The sequence below is a fragment of the Rhodoferax sp. LS1P39 genome, assembly GCF_056521425.1.
In genome coordinates this window covers 1-19426 of sequence record NZ_JBWMAV010000022.1, presented here as the reverse complement: position 1 = coordinate 19426, position 19426 = coordinate 1, and the positions used below count along the sequence as shown (strand labels likewise).

Below are 19426 nucleotides of genomic sequence, written 5' to 3'. Positions count from 1 at the left end.
GTATTTTTCACCGCATTATCTATGCGCCCATACAGGGGCACCTGTGTGGTTACCCCTGACGCCACGGCAGGTTGTGGAAGCGCCAGCCGCCTTTGCGGCCCCGGTGGGCTTCTGCGTCGGGGTCGCCTTCGAAGCCTTCGAGGATGTTGTAGGCCTGCAGCCCCAGCTCGGTGGCGCGCTTGGCGGCAGCCACGGAGCGCACACCGCTGCGGCACAGCAGCACGGCTTTTTTTCCGCCTGCCAGCGCGGCCTGCAGGCCGCTGTCGAAATCGGGGTTCAGGGCCATGCCGGGCCATTGCTTCCAGGCCAAGGGCACGGCCCCCGGCACCTCGCCGACCCAGGCGCGTTCGGCATCGGTGCGCACATCGACCAGCACCGCCTCGCCCGCCTGCCACCATTGGCAGGCCAACTGGGGCGATACGTCCCCGGCATAGCCTTCGGCGGGGTGGATAGGGGACAGGCCCGAGGCCAGATTGGCAGGCACGGCTTCGTCCATGCGTTGCGGGCGGGGCAGGTTCAGTGCGTCCATGGTGGCGATGAATTCCGGTAGGGTTTTGTGGGCGATGCGCGGATTGTGCGACTTCTCGGCCCCGATGCTGGACTGGGTTTTGCCGTGGTAATCATGCCCCGGCCAGACCCGCGTGGTGTCGGGCAGGGCAAACAGAATTTTTGTGATGCTGTGGTACAGCGCCTCGGCGCTGCCGGACTGGAAATCGGTGCGGCCACAGCCGCCGATGAGCAGGGTGTCGCCGGTGAAGACATGGTCGCGCCACACAAAGCACATGCTGCCCGCGGTGTGGCCGGGCGTGTGCAGGGCCTGCAGGGTCTCGCCGCCAAAGTGCAGCAGATCGCCGTGCTGCAACTGCACCGCCGCACCCTGGATGCCGCAGCCTGCGGGCACCGCCGTCTGGGCCCCGGCGTGCTCGGCCAGCAGGCCCGCGCTGGTGATGTGGTCGGCGTGGGCATGGGTTTCCAGCGTCCACAGCAGCGACAGGCCCTGGGTCTGCAGCAGCGCCAGATCGCGCTCCAGCAAGGTGTCCACCGGGTCGATGATGGCGGCGGTGCGGGTGCCCGGATCAACCAGCACATAGGTGTAGGTGTGGGTGGCGGGGTCGAAAAGCTGGATCGGGTGCGGCGTGTGCATGGGGCCTCCGTGGATGCTGCGGGGCCTATTGTGCGATGAACTTGCGGTGGTGGAGTAATGATTCGTTTGCTATTTTATTTATAGCTTCTAGTGCTGATTGAATAAGCGCCAGAGGCCAAAATGATGCCGATATCCACTGCCGCCCCGCCCCGGCTTCAACCCAGCGTGAAAAACCGCATCTCCACCGTCTGCGGGTAGCGTGCGCCACTGCCTACAAATAGCCGTTCGTTGATCCACTGCAGGGCCGGGGCGGCGGTTTCGAAGTGCGGCAGGCAGCGGAAGTAGATCTGCGCCGGGTCTACCGGCTCGCCGCGCACCAGCCGGGCCATCAACTCGGGCGGGCCGGTGCGGATGGCGCGGTTGTGTACGTAAACCAGGTCGCCGCCATCGGTTTCCAGGCAGTAGCGCGCGTCCAGCTCAGTGAGCGTGGCGTTGACCACCAGCTGCGCGTCGGCCCCGCCGGGCAGCACCCGCGCCGTCCAGCCATCGCCCCGGGCGCTGCCGCCCAGGATGGGGATCAGGCGGCGCTGGCCGTAAGCGGTGGCCCCCACCTCCTGCGGGGTGGCCACTTCTACCGACAGGTCGGCAAAGAAGGCCAGCGTGGGGGGGATGAGCGCACCGTGGTTCATGGGGCCACGCAGCGGAAGTTGGCGGCCTCTTCGATGTTGCCCGTGCCCTTGTACTGGGCGTATTGCGGGTAGGCGCACAGCGGGCGGCTGCGGTTCGGGTAGTAGCTGTTGCTGGCGGTGGCCACGGCGGGGATGGTCTCGGGGGCAATGCCTTTTTCCACCCAGTCCACCATGGTTTGCAGCGAGTCGTAGCTGTCGGTGGCCGGGCCGCCCGAGCAGTGGTTCATGCCGGGCACCAGGAAGGTCCGGGCAAAGCTCTGGGTGGCTGCCAGGCCGCCGTTGTTGGCGCTCAGGCGTGCGTAGTAGTCCAGCGTGTCGGTGGCCGAGAAGATAGGGTCCGACATGCCGTGGATCAGCAGCAGCTTGCCGCCGTGCTTCTTGTAGGCGCTCAGTGTGGCATCGGCATAGGTGTCGTAGATGGCCGAGAACCAGGCCATGCGGGCCGGGTCGGTGTCGAAATTGAAGCTCAAAGCGCTGAACGTCGGGTCTGGCGGGGTGAAGAACTCGTGCACCAGCGCATCGCGCATCAGGGTGTTGTAGCGCGAATCGGGAATGGCGGTGGTGGAGCTGCCCAGCGTCCAGGCGCGCCAGCCGGGGGCGGCCAGGCCGGGGTCCCAGGGCTGGCCCGCGTACAGGGCCACGCCCGCGGTGTTTTTAGGGCCGCCAAACACGTCTTTCAAGGCACCCACCTGGGCGCTGCTCAGGCAGCTGGAGGTTTTGGCCCCGGCGCACTGCAGCACGGCGGGGTCGAAAGTGCAGGCCTGTACCTTGTTGACCATGCCATCGGCCACGCCGTCGGCGGCATCGCAGGCGGTGGTAATGGCCTGGGCGGTGAGCGTCAGGTCGGCGTTGCTGAAGGCCTGCGACAGGATGGGCTGGCCCGTGCCGTCCAGCGGGGCGATGTCGGTCAGCTTGCGGTTGTTCCACATGGCTGCCACCGTGGCCCCGCTGGAGACGCGCATGGCCGGGGCCCCGGCGGTGATGCCGTCAAAGTAGTCGGGGAAGCGCTGCGAGAACACCATGCCCTGGCGGCCCCCGCCCGAGCAGCCCGAGAAGTACGACTTGTCGGGTTGGCGGCCATAGCGCTGGCGGATCAGCTCCTTGGCGCTGACGGCGGTTTTGTCGTGGGCGTTGTAGGCGTGGTCGATGCGGGCCTGCGGGTCCAGGCCAAACAGTGCGCTGGTGCCGGTATGGCCGCCGTCGGTGGACACCACGGCATAGCCCTGGCCCAGCGGCGACGGCGTGCCGATGGAGATGCTGGAGCTCAGGCTGGTGTCGCGCAGCGTGCCGTCGTTGCCGCCACCGCCCAGGTACAGAAAGCGGCCATTCCAGTTGTCGGGCAGGCTGAGCTGGAAGCCGATGGCGTAGTTTTTACCGTCCACGCCCACGCGCGGGTTGATGCTGCCCACCAGCGTGCAGTGGCCGGGCAAGAAGTCGCCGGTGGTGGCCGTGCCGGGGCGCTTGGTGCCTGCGGGCGTGTACTGGCCGGTGATGGTGGTGGCCGACAAGCCGGACTGGGCGGCCAGCTTGCTGCATGCCGCCGCCGAGGCCGTGGCATCCAGCGGCGCGGCGACGGGGCTGCCATCGCTGCCGCCGCAGGCGGTGACCAGGGTGGCCATGAGGCTGGCGAGCAAGACGGGCTGCTTGCGAGGTAGGTACGTGCGCATGGTGTCTCCTAAGGTGTTCTTTGGGTACTCAGTCGGCCTTGAAGCCGGTGGCCGCCACGGCCTTGCCCCACTTGGCGGTGTCGGCGGCGATGCTGCGGGTGAAGTCCTCGCGGCTGGTGCCGGTGGCGCGGAAACCGGCGGCTTCCAGCTTGCTTTTGCCATCCGCAGACTGCACGGCGCGGACGATGTCGGCGTTCAGCTTGGCCAGCACGTCGGCGGGCGTTTTGGCCGGGGCTACTACGCCAAACCAGGAGTTGAACTCCAGCTCGGGGTAGCCCTGTTCCTTGAAGGTGGGCACGTCGGGCAGGCCGGTGGTGCGCACGGCACCGGTGGTGGCCAGGGCCAGCAGCTTGCCCGCCTTGACGTTGGGTGCGGCCAGGCCGATGCTGGCAAACACGCCTTGCACGTCGCCGCCAAACAGGCCGGTGAGTGCGTCACCGGTGGATTTGTAGTGCACCGGCTCGGGCTGGAGCTTCAGCGCGTCGCCCAGCATGAAGACCCCGAAATGCCCCGGTGTACCCGCACCAAAGGTGGCCATGAACAGGCCTTTTTGCGTCTTGGCTGCTTCCACAAACTCTTTCACGTTGCGGGCCGCTACCTTTTGCGGATTCACCAGAAAGGCAAAGTCCACGCTGGCCACCTGGCTGACCGGGGCAAAGTCGCGCTGCACGTCGTAGGGCAGCTTGGTGTAGCTGCTGGGCGCTATGGCCAGCTGGCCGGTTTCGCCCAGCAGCAGGGCGTAGCCGTCGGGCGCGGCGCGGGCCACTTCGGTGGCGGCGATCAGGCCCCCGGCACCGGGTTTGTTGTCGACCACCACGCCCACGCCCCAGCCCTCGGCCAGCTTCTGGCTGACCAGGCGGGCCACGATGTCGGGCCCGGTGCCCGCCGCAAAGCCGACCACCAGGCGCACCGGTCTTTGGGGATAGCTGGTCTGGGCGCTGGCGGCGGTGCAGGCCAGGGCGGTGAGCAGGGTGGCGAGCACGCTGCGGCGGGAAGGGATGCGCATGGGGTTGTCTCCGGACTAGGTGTAATGCTGCATAGCGTAGGCCCCGGCCTGCCCGTATGCTGTCATCCCAGAAGACGACGTGTTAACCCTGAAAGACCGAAGAATGCGACAGTGGGCTGCCAACGCCGCCACCCCCGGCGAGCTGCTGAGTGTGCTGACCCAGGCGGTGCCGCGCCTGGGCGAAAACCATTTTGAGCAGGCGCTTTTGGACAGCCTGTACCCGCTGCTGCCCGCCGCCTCGTGCGCGGTGTACCGCACCGGGCCGCTGTGCCCACCGGTGATCTACATGTCGGCCAGCCACGGCGTGCCCGACACCACCCGCGACTGCTGGCGCGCCTACCTGTCGGGCCCGTATGTCGGCGACAACACCCTCTGCCAGCCTTCGGCCCTACCTGGCCACCAGGTCAGCCACATTACCGCCCAGGAGGTGCCGCCCGAGCACCGCGCCAAGGTGTACGAGGCGCATGGCATGGCCGAGCGGGTGTCGGTGGTGGAGCCGCAGGGGGATGGCGCGCTGTTTGCCATCAACTTCTACCGCCACCAGCACCAGCGGCCTTTCAGCGACGCGCAGATTGCCGACTTCACCCAACTCGCCCCGGCCTTGCTGGCGCTGGCCCATAAGCATCTGTTGCTGCGGCAACCGCTTCTGCCAGACGCTGCACCCGCGCCCGCGCGGGATGCGGGCTTTGCCGCCCAGGTGCAGCAGGTGCAGCGTCTGCATCCGGGGCTGACATTGCGCGAGTGCGAGGTGTGCGCCGGTATCCTGCAAGGGCTGACGCTGGACGGCATTGCCTGCCCGCTCGGCCTGGGCCTGCCCACGGTCAAAACCTACCGCCAGCGGGCCTTTGCGCGGCTGGGTATCCACTTTCGCAACGAGTTGTTTGCGCGGGTGCTGCAGGCCCAGAGTTTGGGTTAACGGGTTTTAGTCATCCTGGCGCGTCCACACGCCAGCCAGGGCCTTGCACTTTTGCCACAGCGAGGTGCGCTCGTCGGACAGCACGTCCAGAAAGTCCGACAGGCGCTTGGACTTGACCATGGTGTAGACCGTCAGCGCCGTGGTCAGCACAAAGACGACGGCAAAGATCAGCAGCCGCCGCTCCAGCGGGGCCTCGGCCTCGGCCAGCAGGTTCATGCCCAAAAAGCCGGTGGTCACGGTGCCGATCAGGCCGAAGATGGTCACCACCGTGAGGCGCACCACGGTATTGGCCTGGCGGCGCAGGCTGTCGGCCTCCAGGTACTGGTTCATCTCGGCGATGCGCTCTTTCACCTCGGCGTACAGCGGGTCTACCTCCAGGTGGTGCGAGCACATGTGGAACAGGGCCCGCACCTGCGCCTGCTCCGACACCTCGTGGAACCAGTAGCGGTGGGTAAAGCGCAAAAAGCTGGCAAAGCCGCTGCGGATGGAGCGCTTGAACTGGCGCACGCTGGCCGGGTCGGAGATATCCAGGTTCTTCAGCGTCTCGGCCAGCCGGTCTGAATACATCAGCAGCGCGGCCTTCTGGAAGTGGGCGATCAGAAACACCAAAAAATGCTGGTGCCGGAACTGCGCCAGCACGCCCCGGTCGCGGCAGCCGTAGAACTGGCTGCTGGCATCGCCCACCACCACCATGGCGTGGCCGTTGCACAGGTAGCGGGTGTTGGGGGCGGCACCACCTTCGGTCCAGAAACGGTCGTAGCAGTATTTGGCCTCGAAGTCGGCCAGGTGCTGGTCGCCGTAGGGCAGGGCGCAGCCGCCTGCGGGGTCGCGCGCACCCGAGCCGGTGACCAGGCCCAGGCGCACAAAGTCACTGCGGCTCAGGTCGCGGGGCCGGTCCATGGCCAGGTAGGCCATTTGCGGCATGCGGTAGTACTCGATCTGGCGAAAGCGCAGCGGGCCGGGGTGGTCCGAGTGGTCGGCCACCAGCGGGCGCATCATGAAATCCCAGTGGGCCGAGATGCGCGGCGCGCGCCGGGTGCTGACGTGGGCCAGAAAGGCATCGCGCTGGTTGGCATCGGACGCGGCCAGCACCTGGCCTTGCGCGTCCAGCCATTCGGCCTGGGCCAGGCAGTGCAGGGCCTGGCCGCGTGCGTCCCAGCCCGCGGGGTAAGCGCGGCCAAAGCGGTACATCAGTTCCTGCGCCGTCTCCAGCGGCAGGTGGTTGGCGGTGACCTCCACGTTCAGTAGCACCAGGTCCACGTCGAGAAAGAAGTACAGGTCTACGTGTACCGTCTCCAGCGTAATGGGCGCGTCGCCCGGGCGCGGCACCACCCGCACGGCGGCAATGTCGTGGCGGCGGAAGACGCGCATCGGCGAGCCCTGGGCCGCGTTCGAAGCGCCATGCCTGGGTAGGCCCTCGCCGTACAAAAAGCGCTGCACATAGGGCAAAAACGACACAAATTCGTTGTAATGCCGCTCGTGGAAGCGGCTGCTGTCGCCGGTGAACTCGTCCACCACCTCGCGCCAGGGGGAGGCCTCGCCCCCATCGGCCATATCGGCCAGCACCTGCCAGGGCTTGGCGTGCGTGCCCTCGCTGCCGCGCACCGGCATCAGCCGCAGCGGCCAGAGCAAGACCTGGCGGAAGTGTTCGACCACGGGGGGCGCGGCGGCGTGGGTTGCGGTGTTCATCGTGGGCACTTTGTGGCAGGCAATGGCCGAAGTGTAGAGGAGCGCCGCAAGCTTGACCATGCTATTTTTTAGATAGCTGCTTGCGCCTATTCAATAAGCGCTAGCGGCCTAAAACGCATAAGAAAATCAGGGTCGGTACCCGCCCATGAACACCTGCACCGCCCGCTCGGCCATGCCGGTGATCTGCTCTGGGCTGAGTTCGGGGCTCTCGCGGTAGAAGTAGCGGTGGTCGATCTCGGAGTGCATCAGCGCGCCAAAGTGCCGTGCCGCCACCAGTGGGTCGGCCTGGCGCAGCAGGCCCCGGTCCATGGCCGACTGGAAATACGCGGCCACGGCCTGCTCGCCCTGCTGCTGGCCCGCCTCAAAAAACAAGCGCCCCACCTCGGAATGCCCGGCTTCGGCCAGCACCAGGCGGTAGGACGACATGGCCGTGGTAGAGGCCAGAAACACCAGCAGGCGCTCGCCAAAGCGCTGCAGCAGGCGGGGCAGGTCGTCGTCTTGCGAGGTGACCAGCTCCTCCAGCGCCGGGTCGATGTGCTCGGCCCCGAACTGGCGCGCCAGCGTCAGGAAGATGGCTTCCTTGGACGGAAAGTAGCCGTACAGCGTGGCCTTGGAGCCGCCCACGCGGGCCGAAATGGCCGCCATCGAGGCGCGCTCGTAGCCCATTTCGCGGAACACCTCGGCGGCAATCTGCAGGATCGCGTCGCGCTTGGCATCGGTGCGGACTTTCATGGGGTGCTTCTTTTAAGTGTACTCATCTGTACATTTTTGCTTGACAGGCGGCAATTGTCAAATTTAAAATGAACCGTACAGTACAGTTATGAACGGTGTTTTGACCTATCGCAAGCCATCGGCAGATGCCTTGTTCCCCAGGAGTTTTTCCATGCACATCCCTTATTTTTCGTACCGGCCCACGGCATCCTGGATGGCAGTGTCGGCTTTGGCCGTGGTGCTGGCATTGGCCGCCTGCGGCCAGGCAGCCTCCACCTCCGCACCGGCGGCAGCCCCGGCGGCTCCGCAGGTCAGCTACATCGTGGTGCAACCCCAGCGCGTGGCGCTGACCAGCGAGCTGCCCGGGCGCACCGCGCCGGTGGAAGTGGCCGATGTGCGGCCCCAGATCACGGGCCTGGTGCAGACGCGCAAGTTTGTAGAGGGCAGCGAGGTAAAGGCCGGTACGCTGCTGTACCAGGTAGACCCGGCCAGCTACCGCGCTGCCGTTGACAGCGCCCAGGCCGCGCTGGCCAAGGCACAGGCCACGCTGGTGTCTACCCAGCTGCAGGCCAGCCGCTACAAGGAACTGGTGGCCATCAAGGCGGTGAGCCAGCAAGAGGCCGACAACGCCGCCGCCACGCAGCTGCAGGGCGAGGCCGATGTGGCTTCGGCCAAGGCGGCGTTGCAAACCGCCAAGATCAACCTGGACTACACCCGCGTCAACGCGCCCATCAGCGGGCGCATCGGCAAGTCCGCGGTGACGGTGGGGGCGCTGGTGACGGCCAACCAGACCACCGCGCTGGCCACGGTGCAAAAGCTCAACCCCATCTACGTGGACATCACCCAGTCCAGCAGCGCCCTGCTGGCGTTGAAGCGCGCGCTGGCCCAGGGCACGCTGGGCAGCGGCACGGCCAAGGTCACGCTGCGGCTGGAAGACGGCAGCACCTATCCGCTGGACGGCAAGCTCAAGTTCACCGACGTGACGGTGGACCAGAGCACCGGTGCCGTCACCCTGCGCGCCGAGTTTCCCAACCCCCATGCCGAGCTGCTGCCCGGCATGTATGTGCGCGCCGTGCTGGCCCAGGCTGTGGCCGAGCAGGCCCTGCTGGTGCCACAGCCCGCCGTGAGCCGCGACAGCACCGGCAAGCCCGTGGCCTTTGTGGTGGCCGCCGACGGCAAGCTGGAGCAGCGCACGCTGGTGACCGAACGCGCCATTGGCGACCAGTGGCTGGTGACCAGCGGCCTGCAGGCGGGCGACAAGCTGGTGGTCGAAGGCCAGGACAAAGCCCGGCCCGGCGCGGCGGTAGATGCCCAACCCCTGGCGGCCAAGCCTGCTGCTGCGGCCAGTGCGGCTGTGGCCAAGAACTAATTCCGGAGACTATCCATGGCCCGTTTTTTCATCGACCGCCCGATCTTCGCCTGGGTACTGGCCATCATCGTGATGCTGGCCGGCATCTTGTCGATCACCAGCCTGCCCATCGCGCAGTACCCCACCATTGCCCCACCGTCGGTGGGCATCAGCGCCAGCTACCCCGGCGCATCCGCCAAGACGCTGGAGGACACCGTCACCCAGATCATTGAGCAAAAAATGAAGGGCCTGGACGGCCTGGACTACATCTCGTCTACCAGCGATGCGTCTGGCAGCGTGAACATCACGTTGACGTTCGAGAACGGCACCAACCCCGACACTGCCCAGGTGCAGGTGCAAAACAAGCTGGCCCTGGCCACGCCGCTGCTGCCGCAAGAGGTGCAGCAGCAGGGCGTGCAGGTCACCAAGTCGTCCGCCAGCTTTTTGAGCGTGATCGCCTTTGTGTCGGAAGACGGCAAGATGGACGGTGCGGACCTGGCCGACTATGTGGCCGCCAACGTGCAAGACCAGATCAGCCGCGTGCAGGGCGTGGGCGACACCACGCTGTTTGGTGCGCAGTACGCCATGCGCGTCTGGCTGGACCCGAGCAAGCTGAATAACTTCAAGCTCACCCCCACTGATGTGAGTACCGCCATCAGCGCGCAAAACGCCCAGGTGTCGGCGGGCCAGCTGGGGGGACTGCCATCGGCGGCCGGGCAGCAGCTCAACGCCACCATCACCTCGCAAACCCGGCTGCAAACCGCCGAAGAGTTTGAAAACATCATCCTGCGCACCCAGACCGACGGCTCCAACGTGCGCCTGCGCGACGTGGCCCGCATCGAGCTGGGCAGCGAAAACTACGGCAGCGTGGCCCACTTCAACGGCAAGCCCGCCACCGGTCTGGCCATCAAGCTGGCCACCGGCGCGAATGCGCTCGACACCGTGCGCGGCGTGGATGCCAAGCTGGACGAGCTGGGCAAGTTCTTCCCCACCGGCATGAAGGCCTACAAGCCCTACGACACCACACCGTTTGTGCGCATCTCCATCGAAGAAGTGGTGAAGACGCTGATTGAGGCCGTGGTGCTGGTGTTTTTTGTGATGTATTTGTTTTTGCAGAATTTCCGCGCCACGCTGATCCCCACGATTGCGGTGCCGGTGGTGCTGCTGGGCACCTTTGGCGTGCTGTCGGCGTTTGGTTATTCCATCAACACCCTGACCATGCTGGCCATGGTGCTGGCTATCGGCCTGCTGGTGGACGATGCGATTGTGGTGGTGGAAAACGTGGAGCGGGTGATGACTGAAGACGGCTCCACGCCGCTGGAGGCCACGCGCAAATCCATGGGCCAGATCACCGGCGCGCTGGTGGGCGTGGCCCTGGTGCTGGCGGCGGTGTTTGTGCCGATGGCGTTTTTTGGCGGCTCTACCGGCGTGATCTACCGCCAGTTCACCGTCACCATCGTGGCGGCCATGACGCTGTCGGTGCTGGTGGCGATGATCCTCACGCCCGCCTTGTGCGCCACCCTGCTCAAGCCCGTGGCCAAGGGCCATGCGTTGACCAACACCGGCTTTTTTGGCTGGTTCAACCGCGTGTTTGACCGCGGCAGCCACCGCTACCAGGGCGTGGTGCGCCACATGCTGGGGCGTGGCAAGGTCTACATGCTGGGCTATGCGGTGGTGGTGGCTTTTGTGGGCTATAGCTTCACCAAGATCCCGGCCAGCTTTTTGCCCGACGAAGACCAGGGCAGCCTGTTCACCCTGATCCAGTTGCCGCCCGGTGCCACCCAAGAGCGCACGCTGAAGGTGATCGACACGGTAGAAAAGCATTTTCTGCAAGACCAGAAGGACGCGGTCGAATCCGTCTTCTCGGTGGCCGGTTTCAGCTTTGCCGGTAGCGGGCAAAACGCGGGCCTGGCCTTCGTCAAGCTTAAGTCCTGGGACGAGCGCACCGCCGCCGCGCTAAAGGTCAGCGCTGTGGCCGCCAAAGCCTCGGCCGCGTTTGCCAGCATCCGCGACGGCTCGGTGTTTGCCGTGGTGCCGCCCGCCGTGTCCGAGCTGGGCAATGCCACCGGTTTCGATTTGATGCTGCAAGACCGTGGCAACGTGGGCCATGCGGCCCTGATGCAGGCGCGCAACCAGTTGCTGGGCGCGTTGGCGCAAGAAAAAGGCCTGGTCGGCGTGCGCCCCAACGGGCTGGAAGACACGGCCGAGTTCAAGCTGGAAATCGACGCGCAAAAAGCCGGGGCCTTGGGCCTGAGCATGTCCGACATCAACGCCACCTTTTCTGCCGCCTGGGGTAGCAGCTATGTGAACGACTTCATCGACCAGGGCCGGGTGAAAAAGGTCTTCTTGCAGGCCGATGCGCAGTTCCGCATGCTGCCCAGCGACATCGACCGCTGGTTCGTGCGCAACAGCAGCGGAGCCATGGTGCCGTTCAGCGCGTTTGCCACTGCCAGCTGGACCTCTGGCTCACCCCGTTTGGAGCGCTACAACAGCGTGCCCTCGGTCGAAATTCTGGGCCAGGGCCTGCCCGGCGTGCTGTCCAGCGGCGAGGCCATGGACCTGGTGGAACAACACGCCGCCGAGCTGCCTGCGGGCATAGGCTACGAGTGGACCGGCTTGTCCAAGCAAGAGCGCGCCTCCAGCGGGCAAAGCACCATGCTGTATGCCGTGTCCATCCTGGTGGTGTTCCTGTGCCTGGCAGCGCTGTACGAGAGCTGGGCCATCCCGCTGTCGGTGATTCTGGTGGTGCCGCTGGGTGTGCTGGGCACGCTGCTGGCCGCCATGCTGAGCTTCAAAATGAACGACGTGTACTTCCAGGTGGGTCTGCTCACCACCGTGGGCCTGGCCTCGAAGAACGCGATTCTGATCGTGGAGTTTGCCAAGGACCTGGTGGCCCAGGGCATGGACGAGGTGCAGGCCGCGCTCACCGCCGCCCGCATGCGCCTGCGCCCGATTCTGATGACCTCGCTGGCCTTTGTGCTGGGTGTGCTGCCGCTGGTGCTCAGCTCGGGTGCCGGGGCCGGTGCGCAGAACGCGCTGGGCACGGCGGTGGTGGGCGGCATGCTGTCGGGCACCGTGTTGGCCATCTTTTTCGTGCCGCTGTTTTATGTGGTGGTGATGCGTTTGTTCAAGCGCAAGCCCACTGCCGCACCTGTTTTGTTGGAAGGTCACTGAAATGCCATTTTTTAAATTGACCAGCCTCGCACTCGCCGCCGTTTTGGCGGGCTGCAGCAGCCTAGCACCCACCTACGAACGCCCTGCCGCCCCCGTGCCTGCGGTATTCCCCACCGCCTCGGCCAGCGGCCAGGCCGCCGCCGATATCGATTGGCGCGACTTCTTTGCCGATGCCAAGCTGCGCGGCCTGATCGACCTGGCCCTGGCCAACAACCGCGACCTGCGCGTAGCGGTGCTCAATATTGCCCAGGCCCGCGCCCAGTACCGGGTGCAGGATGCCGCGATCTGGCCCACGCTGAACGCCAGCGGCAGTGGCAGCGCCAGCCGCACCCCGGCCAGCCTGTCGGGTACCGGCCAGGCCGTGGTGGGCCACCAATACAGCGCCAACATCGGCACCAGCGCCTACGAGCTGGACCTGTTTGGCCGCGTGCGCAGCCTGAACGCCCAGGCCCTGGAGTCGTACCTGGCCACCGCCGAGGCCCGCCGCAGCACCCAGATCAGCCTGGTGGCCGAAGTCGCCAGCGCCTACCTCACCTGGTCGGCCGATCTGGCCCGCCTGGCCCTGGCCCGCCAAACCCTGCAAAGCCAGAGCGACACCTATGGCCTCACCCAGCGCCGGTTCGAGCTGGGCACCGACTCGGCCTTGACCCTGCGCCAGCAGCAAACCAGCGTGGAGTCTGCCCGCGTCGATGTGGCCAGCTACACCGCCCAGGTGGCGCTGGACCAGAACGCCTTGGCCCTGCTGCTGGGCACCGCCGTGCCTGCGAACCTGGCCCCCACCGGCCTGGCCACCCGCGTCAGCGCGCTGCCCGACCTACCTGCAGGCCTGCCGTCCGACCTGCTGCAGCGCCGCCCCGACATCCTGCAGGCCGAGCACACGCTGCAAGCCGCCAGCTACAACATCGGTGCGGCCCGCGCCGCCTTCTACCCGCGCATCAGCCTCACCGCGTCGGCGGGCAGCAGCAGCAACGACCTGGTCGGCCTGTTCAAAGCCGGTGCCGGGGCCTGGAGTTTTGTGCCGCAAATCACTCTGCCGCTGTTCGATGGGGGTGCCAACCAGGCCAACCTGGACATCGCCACCGTCACCCGCGACATCCACGTGGCCCAGTACGAAAAAGCCATCCAGACCGCCTTCCGCGAAGTCGCCGATGCCCTGGCCCAGCGCAGCAACCTGGGCGACCAACTCAGCGCCCAGCAAGCCCTGGTGGATGCCACGGCGGACAGCTTCCAACTGTCCAACGCCCGCTACCAGCGCGGCGTAGACAGCTACCTCGACGTGATGGTGACCCAGCGCAGTCTGTATGCCGCGCAGCAGGGTTTGATCGGCACCCAGCTGTCTCGCTTGGCCAACGAGGTCACGCTGTACAAGGTGCTGGGTGGGGGCTGGAGCGGGGAGGCCTTAGCGGCGAAGTGATGCGTGCTATTTAAATGAGAGCTGCTTGCGCCGATGGAATGGGCGTGAGGGGCTGATTTTGTTTAAAAGCTGTTGTCACCAACCCGCCGGGTCCACCCGGTAGTAGCCGCTCAGCTCCTGGTACAGCGCTGGGTCGTAGTCCTTCAATTCCACTGGTTGCTCGAAGAACACTTCGGACACCACGGCGAAGAACTCGGCCGGGTCTTGCGCGCCGTAGTGGTTCAGCAGGCCGGGTTCGCCCACGTGGGCCTCGCGCCGCAGTTTGGCGTAGGCGGCGTGGAACACCTGGGACCAGCGGGCCGGATCGGCGTTACGGCTTCTGTGCGGCGCACCGTTGGCATGGCCTTTTTCCTGGTCCAGCTGGTGGGCAAATTCGTGGATCACCACGTTGCGCCCATCGCCGGGCGTGGTAGCTCCCTCCAGCGCGTCGTGCCACGACAAAACCACCTGCCCCTGTGCCCAGGACTCGCCCAGTAGCGTCTGCCGCTCCTCGCGCTGCACCACGCCGTCGGTGTGCGTGCGCTGCACCGCAAATGCCCCCGGGTAGACCAGGATTTGCCGCAGATGCGGGTACAGCCCGGTGGGCCGGTTCAGCACCAGCAGGCAGGCCTGGGCGGCAATTACCACCCGCATTTCGTCGGTCACCACCAGGCCCGCACAGCCCAGAAACGCCTTCTCGGCAATGAAGACCTGCATCTGCTGTTTCAGCTGCAGTTGCAGGTCCGCAGGCATGCGCCGCACCAGCGGCACGCGGCAGCGCAAGATCGTGCGCCACGCGGCGGGGAAGGGCTGCTGCCGAATCTTGCGCCTGCGTCGGGCCACCCACCATTGGGGGGTGAACCAGCCCAGGATGCAGATGGTGGCGAGGAGCAGGAGGGCTAGGAAGGTGGCGGTGGGGGTGTCCATATCTCTGCTCTAGCTGGCACCCAAGTGGGGTATTGCAAGCAGTGCGGTGGAGAGGAATTGCGTATGTAGCGCGCCCGACTGCCGTAATGGTTGGTAAAGCGGCCCATCGATAGCCTATTCGTTACTTTGCTCCCGCTGCATTTCAATCGCGAGAACAGGTTTTCCGTCATATTCAGCCATGAATTCGGAGCTGACGGTAAAACCAAAGCTTTCGTAGATTTTCTTGGCGGGAGTGTTTGAGGCCGCCAAACTTAATGTGGCAGTCCCTCGGATTCTGGAGAGGAGAAACCCAAGCATGCTTTTGCCGATGCTTCTGCCCTGGAATGCAGGTAAAACAAAGAGTGCTCTTATTTCATGGTGGTGAACTGCGCAGTAACCCAAAATTGCGGCTTCTTCATATACAAATACTTCGCATTCTTCGAATTTTTGAAGCCGAATCGTATCGCGATCCAGCGGCACCAGCTTGAAGTTTCTGGATTCAAAACGAAGCTCTTCAAGCTTTGTCAGCGCATATATTTTTAATATCTCTGAGAAGTCGGATTTTTGGTATTTTCGGATCGGCATAGTGGCTTCCGTAATATGCACCGTGGACGGTGTGATCATATTCAATACAAGGTGGCGCTTCTCCGTCGGAGACCCCTATTGGCGGTTTAGCGTGCAATATTTCAATGCATTCTGAACATCCGGTACCCCAATGGCGACCCGCAATGTCCGTTGCGTGGTGCTCGTCTTTTGGGTGTTTAACCGCCCAGCGGGGTCAGAACACGCATGCGGTTGGGAGCCGTGCTGGTCACCTACTTTTCGGCGCGCATGGATGGTCTAACCCCACTGGGCTACCGTCCGTGGTGGCTCAGCGGTGGTTTACCCCAAGCCCAAGCGCCGCCTCCACCATTTTTCGCAGATACGGCTGGATGCTTGCGGTCACCTCGGGCAGGTACTCTCTGCGCCAGAGCCTTATTTGTTATGGATTTGGGCGCGGTGTTGTAGAGCCACCCACAGCGTGGCGGGCAGGAGCAGCGCCGCAGCGGCGACTTCGGACAGGATGCTCAGGTTCGCCCCCAGCGAGTGGAACTGGATGGGGGCCAGTGCATAGTGGCCCAGCCCGTCAAACCCGAGTGCGGCGTACACCGCCACCGCGCCCAATCCCAGCGCAAAAAATCGCTGGCGCAACAACACCAGACCCGCTGCCCCCACCGCTGTGATGGCGGCCCACGCGCCGTACACCTGGGCGGTTGTCAGCCAGGTGGGCAGATTCGGGTAGGTGCAGATGAAGGTCGCGTTGTGGCTGAAATGGCCCAGGCTGGCGCAGAAGTACACCGCCATCAAGGCAAGAAATCGTTTGGAAAGAGGGTGGTGGGAGAGTGAGGCTTGCATTTGGAATCCAAGTCGGCGGTTTTCACCTGCCCACGGGCGGCGCGATTTGCCTGGGTGGGCTGCCGCAGAGCCACTGCGGCACGGTGCTGTCAGGTTAGGAAATCAGGGGGCTTTGGTCGCGGTGACTGCGGGCGCAGCCACAGGAGGGACGGGCTGGCCGTCTTTTTCGTCGCGCCGGTCGAATGCCAGTGTTTTGCCGAAAACCAATTGAATCCAGGCCGGGTAGGAGTACGCCGTGCCTCGGTTGTGGTCGACGATCATGCCAATGCCACCACCCAAAAGAATGTTTCCAAACATGCCGCCATTCACGCGCGATGTGGCTTTGGCGACGGCATCTGGGTTGGCAGGATGGAGGCATGTGATGTCGAGATCGGCGTTGGAGCGTCGAACATTGGCGATTTCACCGGATTTGACGGTGGTGGATGCTTTGTCATTGGTGAGGGTGCACTCCGCGCCTTTGACCAGTTCGCCTGCCTCGGTTTTGGTTTCAATTTTGACGGGGCTGGTGGTGTCGTTCATGACGGATGCGCAGCCGGAGAGCATGAGAACTGCTGCAGAGAGGTAGAGAGACTTCACGGGAAATGTTCCTGGTTGGTGTTTTGAGGGATTCGCCGATGACAAAGGCGTATAAGCCTTGTGCCTAGAAAAAAGCCTTTACATACCGCTGGTGGCGGTTTGCAAAGGCATGGGTCATCGAGCCCCAAAATTATGCATCCAGTTGTATACGATTTTTCACAAGTTTTTGTGATGTATGACCTAAACTGGCGGTTTGAATGGTGCGCTGGATGGTGTGCATTTGTATTCCGCTCCCCGATTGGCGATTTAGCGCGCCGTATTCCCTGACATCCTGAACATCCGTCGTCCCGGTGCCGCCCCGCCATGCCTGTTGCGCGGTGCTCGTTTTTGGGGCGCTTAACCGCCCAGCGGGGTCAGAACACGCATGCGGTTGAGGGGCGTTCTGAAACAGGCTTTTCGGCGCGCATGGATGGTCTGACCCCACTGGGCTACCGTCCGTGGTGGCTCAGTGGCTGTTTACCCCAAACTCCAGCGCCGCCTCCACCATCCGCCGCAGATGGGGCTGGATGCCTGCGGCCACCTCGGGCAGGTAGTCGAAGGGCATGGTTTCCTGCATGTAGCTGCTCTGGGTCATTTCCAGCTGGATGGCGTGGATGTGCTGCGCGGGCTGGCCGTAGTGGCGGGTGATGTAGCCGCCCTGGAAGCGGCCATTGAGCACGGCGGTGTAGCCGGGGGCGCTCTGGGCGATGGCCAGCAGCGCGGCAGACATCGCGGGGTCGCAACTCGTGCCGTTGCCGCTGCCTAAATTCAAATCCGGCAGTTTGCCTTCGAAAAAGCGCGGCACCACCGAGCGGATGGAGTGTGCGTCCCACAAAACCGCTTTACCGTGGACGGCTTGGATGCGGGCCAGTTCGGCTTGCAGTTGTTGGTGATACGGCTGCCACAGGGTATCGCGGCGCAGGGCGATCTCGGCGGTGGTGGGCACGTCGGCGGGGTCTTGGTACAGCGGCTGGTTGTCGAAATCGTCTACGGGGCACAGGCCGGTGACGCTCTGGCCGGGGTAGAGGCTGGCCCCGCTGGGGTCGCGGTTCAGGTCGATCACGTAGCGGGAGTGGGTGGCGATGAGCACCGACGCGCCGAGCTCCTGGGCGAAGCCGTACAGGCGCTCCAGGTGCCAGTCGGTGTCGTGCACCTGCCGGGCGGTGGGGGTCAGCCGCGCGGCCAGCGCGGGCGGCAGGTAGGTGCCTACGTGGGGCATGGAGATCAGCAGCGGCTGGGTGCCTGGGATGAATGTGAAGGCTTGCATGGTTACCCTTGCGTGAGTTGGGTGCGGGCTTGGATGAAGGCCGCGGCGGCTGCGTCGTGCAGCGGGTGGCGGCCTTGGTGGGTGCGCTGCTGGCCGCCGACCCAGACGGCATCGAGCGCCGAGGTGCGGTGGCTGGCGAAGACGTGGGCCGAGAGCATCTCGGGGGCATTCAATCCGGCCAGGGCCAGGTGCTGCGCGTCGAGCACACAGAAGTCGGCACGCTGGCCTACCGCCAGGCCGTTTGCGGTTCTGCCCGAGGCCTGCGCGCCGCCTGCCACGGTTTGCAGCAGGGTGGCGGTGGCGACCTGGCTGTGGTCGGCACTGGCGAGCACGTTGCGCTGGCGAAACTGCAGGCGCTGGCCGTATTCGAGCAGCATCAGCTCCTCGGCGGCGTTGACGCAGGCGTGGCTGTCGGAGCCGATGCCCCAGGCACCGCCCGCACCACGCCAGCGCGGCATGTCGAACAGGCCGTCGCCCAGATTCGCCTCGGTGCTGGGGCAGATGCCCGCTACCGCGCCGCTGGCCGCCGCGCGCTGGTATTCGGCATCCACCATGTGGGTGGCGTGGATGAGGCACCAGCGCGCATCGACCGGCGCGTGGTCTAGCAGCCACTCCACTGGGCGCTGGCCACTCCAGGCCAGGCAGGCATCGACCTCGGCGGTTTGCTCTGCTATGTGGATGTGTACCGGGGCGGATGCGTCCATGGCGTGCAGCCCGGCCACGGCCTCGCGCAGGCTGTGGGGCGGCACGGCGCGCAGGGAATGCGGGGCCAGGCCCAGCCGTGCGCCTTGTGCATCGCACAAAGGTTTGAGCGTTTCCAACAGGCGCAGCATGGAGTCGGTGGAGCGGATAAAGCGGCGCTGGCCGTTGGTGGGCGGCGTGCCGCCGAAGCCGCTGGTTTGGTACAGCACGGGCAGCAGGGTGATGGCGATGCCTGCCGTTTTGGCGGCGCGCAAAAGCGCTTTGGACAGCTCGGCATCATCGGCGTAAGGCGTGCCGTCGGCGCTGTGGTGCAGGTAGTGGAATTCGCATACCGATGTGTAGCCCGCTTCCAGCATTTCGATGTAGAGCCAGGTGGCGATGGCCTCGACCTGCTCGGGGGAGAGGCGGGCGGCGAATTGGTACATCAGCGTGCGCCAGCTCCAGAAGCTGTCTTGGGCGGCGCCCCGGAATTCGGTGAGTCCGGCCATGGCGCGCTGGAAGGCGTGGGAGTGGAGGTTGGGGAGGCCTGGGGTTAGGGGGCCTGCGGCTTGGGGGGCGTTGCCGGGGGTGGCGTTGGGGGTGACTGCTGTGAGGTCACCGCTTGTGCTCCATTGGAGGAGGACGTTTTTTTCCCAGCCTGTGGGGAGGAGGGCGTTTTGGGCGTGGAGGCTTGTCATGGATGTGCCTTGTCTATGGGCATGGTCGGCCGGGTGATGCGCCCGGCGGCGCAGTAACTTTTCTTTTGCGCAAAAGAAAAGTCACCAAAAGAAAGGCGCCCCAACTGTCTGCGCCCTGCGCTGGCGCTACGGGAACCTGCGGTGCTCGTGGAATGCGGGGTCTGGCTAAACTCGCTGCGCTCAAACAACGCCAGCCCTGATCCGCATTCCACTGCGCTCCTCGGCGCATACAGATGGGGACCCCAGG

17 protein-coding genes and 1 pseudogene are annotated in these 19426 nt (G+C 65.1%); 4 read left to right on the top strand and 14 right to left on the bottom strand.

Translation table 11 applies throughout. The features are described 5' to 3' along the window. Positions 1–49: 49 nt before the first annotated feature. From AC097O_RS23280 to AC097O_RS23260, 5 genes and pseudogenes are all read right to left on the bottom strand, one after another. Positions 50–496, bottom strand: a complete 447-nt coding sequence (locus tag AC097O_RS23280) for a rhodanese-like domain-containing protein (RefSeq protein ID WP_479595352.1) — start codon at positions 494–496, stop codon at positions 50–52. A 138-nt stretch (positions 497–634) separates the two neighbouring features. Beyond that, a pseudogene (locus tag AC097O_RS23275) lies at positions 635–1144 on the bottom strand (MBL fold metallo-hydrolase); the annotation flags it as partial. Positions 1145–1299: 155 nt separating this feature from the next. Further along, complete coding sequence (locus AC097O_RS23270) at positions 1300–1773, bottom strand: DUF3237 domain-containing protein (protein ID WP_479595329.1); 474 nt, start codon at positions 1771–1773, stop codon at positions 1300–1302. Then, positions 1770–3440, bottom strand: a complete 1671-nt coding sequence (locus tag AC097O_RS23265) for a DUF6351 family protein (protein ID WP_479595328.1) — start codon at positions 3438–3440, stop codon at positions 1770–1772. Before AC097O_RS23265 ends, AC097O_RS23270 begins: the two co-directional genes overlap by 4 nt. A 28-nt stretch (positions 3441–3468) precedes the next feature. Next, entirely contained in the window at positions 3469–4446 is a 978-nt protein-coding gene (locus AC097O_RS23260) for a Bug family tripartite tricarboxylate transporter substrate binding protein (RefSeq protein ID WP_479595327.1), read from the bottom strand. Positions 4447–4549: 103 nt separating this feature from the next. Between AC097O_RS23260 and AC097O_RS23255 the strand changes: the two genes are divergently transcribed. After that, positions 4550–5362, top strand: a complete 813-nt coding sequence (locus AC097O_RS23255) for a helix-turn-helix transcriptional regulator (RefSeq protein ID WP_479595326.1) — start codon at positions 4550–4552, stop codon at positions 5360–5362. Between the two features lie 6 nt (positions 5363–5368). On the opposite strand, the gene AC097O_RS23250 is transcribed toward AC097O_RS23255, so the two are convergent. Together AC097O_RS23250 and AC097O_RS23245 are read right to left on the bottom strand one after the other, a co-directional pair. After that, positions 5369–7051 (bottom strand): hypothetical protein, encoded by a 1683-nt coding sequence (locus tag AC097O_RS23250; protein ID WP_479595325.1) that lies wholly within the window; start codon positions 7049–7051, stop codon positions 5369–5371. A gap of 126 nt (positions 7052–7177) precedes the next feature. Beyond that, complete coding sequence (locus AC097O_RS23245; protein WP_479595324.1) at positions 7178–7783, bottom strand: TetR/AcrR family transcriptional regulator; 606 nt, start codon at positions 7781–7783, stop codon at positions 7178–7180. Between the two features lie 151 nt (positions 7784–7934). Between AC097O_RS23245 and AC097O_RS23240 the strand changes: the two genes are divergently transcribed. The 3 genes from AC097O_RS23240 to adeC are packed head-to-tail and all read left to right on the top strand — an operon-like array spanning position 7935 to position 13698. Next, positions 7935–9131, top strand: a complete 1197-nt coding sequence (locus tag AC097O_RS23240) for an efflux RND transporter periplasmic adaptor subunit (RefSeq protein ID WP_479595323.1) — start codon at positions 7935–7937, stop codon at positions 9129–9131. Between the two features lie 15 nt (positions 9132–9146). Then, positions 9147–12284, top strand: coding sequence for an efflux RND transporter permease subunit (locus AC097O_RS23235; protein ID WP_479595322.1), 3138 nt, complete (start codon positions 9147–9149; stop codon positions 12282–12284). Between the two features lies 1 nt (position 12285). After that, positions 12286–13698 (top strand): AdeC/AdeK/OprM family multidrug efflux complex outer membrane factor, encoded by a 1413-nt coding sequence (gene adeC, locus AC097O_RS23230; protein ID WP_479595321.1) that lies wholly within the window; start codon positions 12286–12288, stop codon positions 13696–13698. 75 nt (positions 13699–13773) lie between these two features. Here adeC and AC097O_RS23225 read toward each other — a convergent pair whose 3' ends face one another. The 7 genes from AC097O_RS23225 to AC097O_RS23195 form a co-directional block, all read right to left on the bottom strand. Continuing rightward, complete coding sequence (locus AC097O_RS23225; protein ID WP_479595320.1) at positions 13774–14604, bottom strand: M90 family metallopeptidase; 831 nt, start codon at positions 14602–14604, stop codon at positions 13774–13776. 114 nt (positions 14605–14718) lie between these two features. Beyond that, on the bottom strand, positions 14719–15207 hold the full coding sequence (locus AC097O_RS23220) for an N-acetyltransferase family protein (protein WP_479595319.1): 489 nt from the start codon (positions 15205–15207) through the stop codon (positions 14719–14721). 351 nt (positions 15208–15558) lie between these two features. Continuing rightward, positions 15559–15978 (bottom strand): hypothetical protein, encoded by a 420-nt coding sequence (locus AC097O_RS23215; RefSeq protein ID WP_479595318.1) that lies wholly within the window; start codon positions 15976–15978, stop codon positions 15559–15561. Positions 15979–16080: 102 nt separating this feature from the next. Continuing rightward, positions 16081–16554, bottom strand: a complete 474-nt coding sequence (locus AC097O_RS23210; protein ID WP_479595317.1) for a hypothetical protein — start codon at positions 16552–16554, stop codon at positions 16081–16083. Positions 16555–16999: 445 nt separating this feature from the next. Continuing rightward, entirely contained in the window at positions 17000–17800 is an 801-nt protein-coding gene (gene hutG, locus AC097O_RS23205; protein ID WP_479595316.1) for an N-formylglutamate deformylase, read from the bottom strand. A 2-nt stretch (positions 17801–17802) separates the two neighbouring features. Beyond that, positions 17803–19179 carry a formimidoylglutamate deiminase gene (locus AC097O_RS23200; protein WP_479595315.1) on the bottom strand — a complete coding sequence of 459 codons (1377 nt, stop codon included), beginning with the start codon at positions 19177–19179 and terminating at the stop codon, positions 17803–17805. Then, positions 19176–19426, bottom strand: a 251-nt coding sequence (locus AC097O_RS23195; protein ID WP_479595314.1) for a hypothetical protein, incomplete at its 5' end; no start/stop codon positions are given. The genes AC097O_RS23200 and AC097O_RS23195, both read right to left, overlap by 4 nt.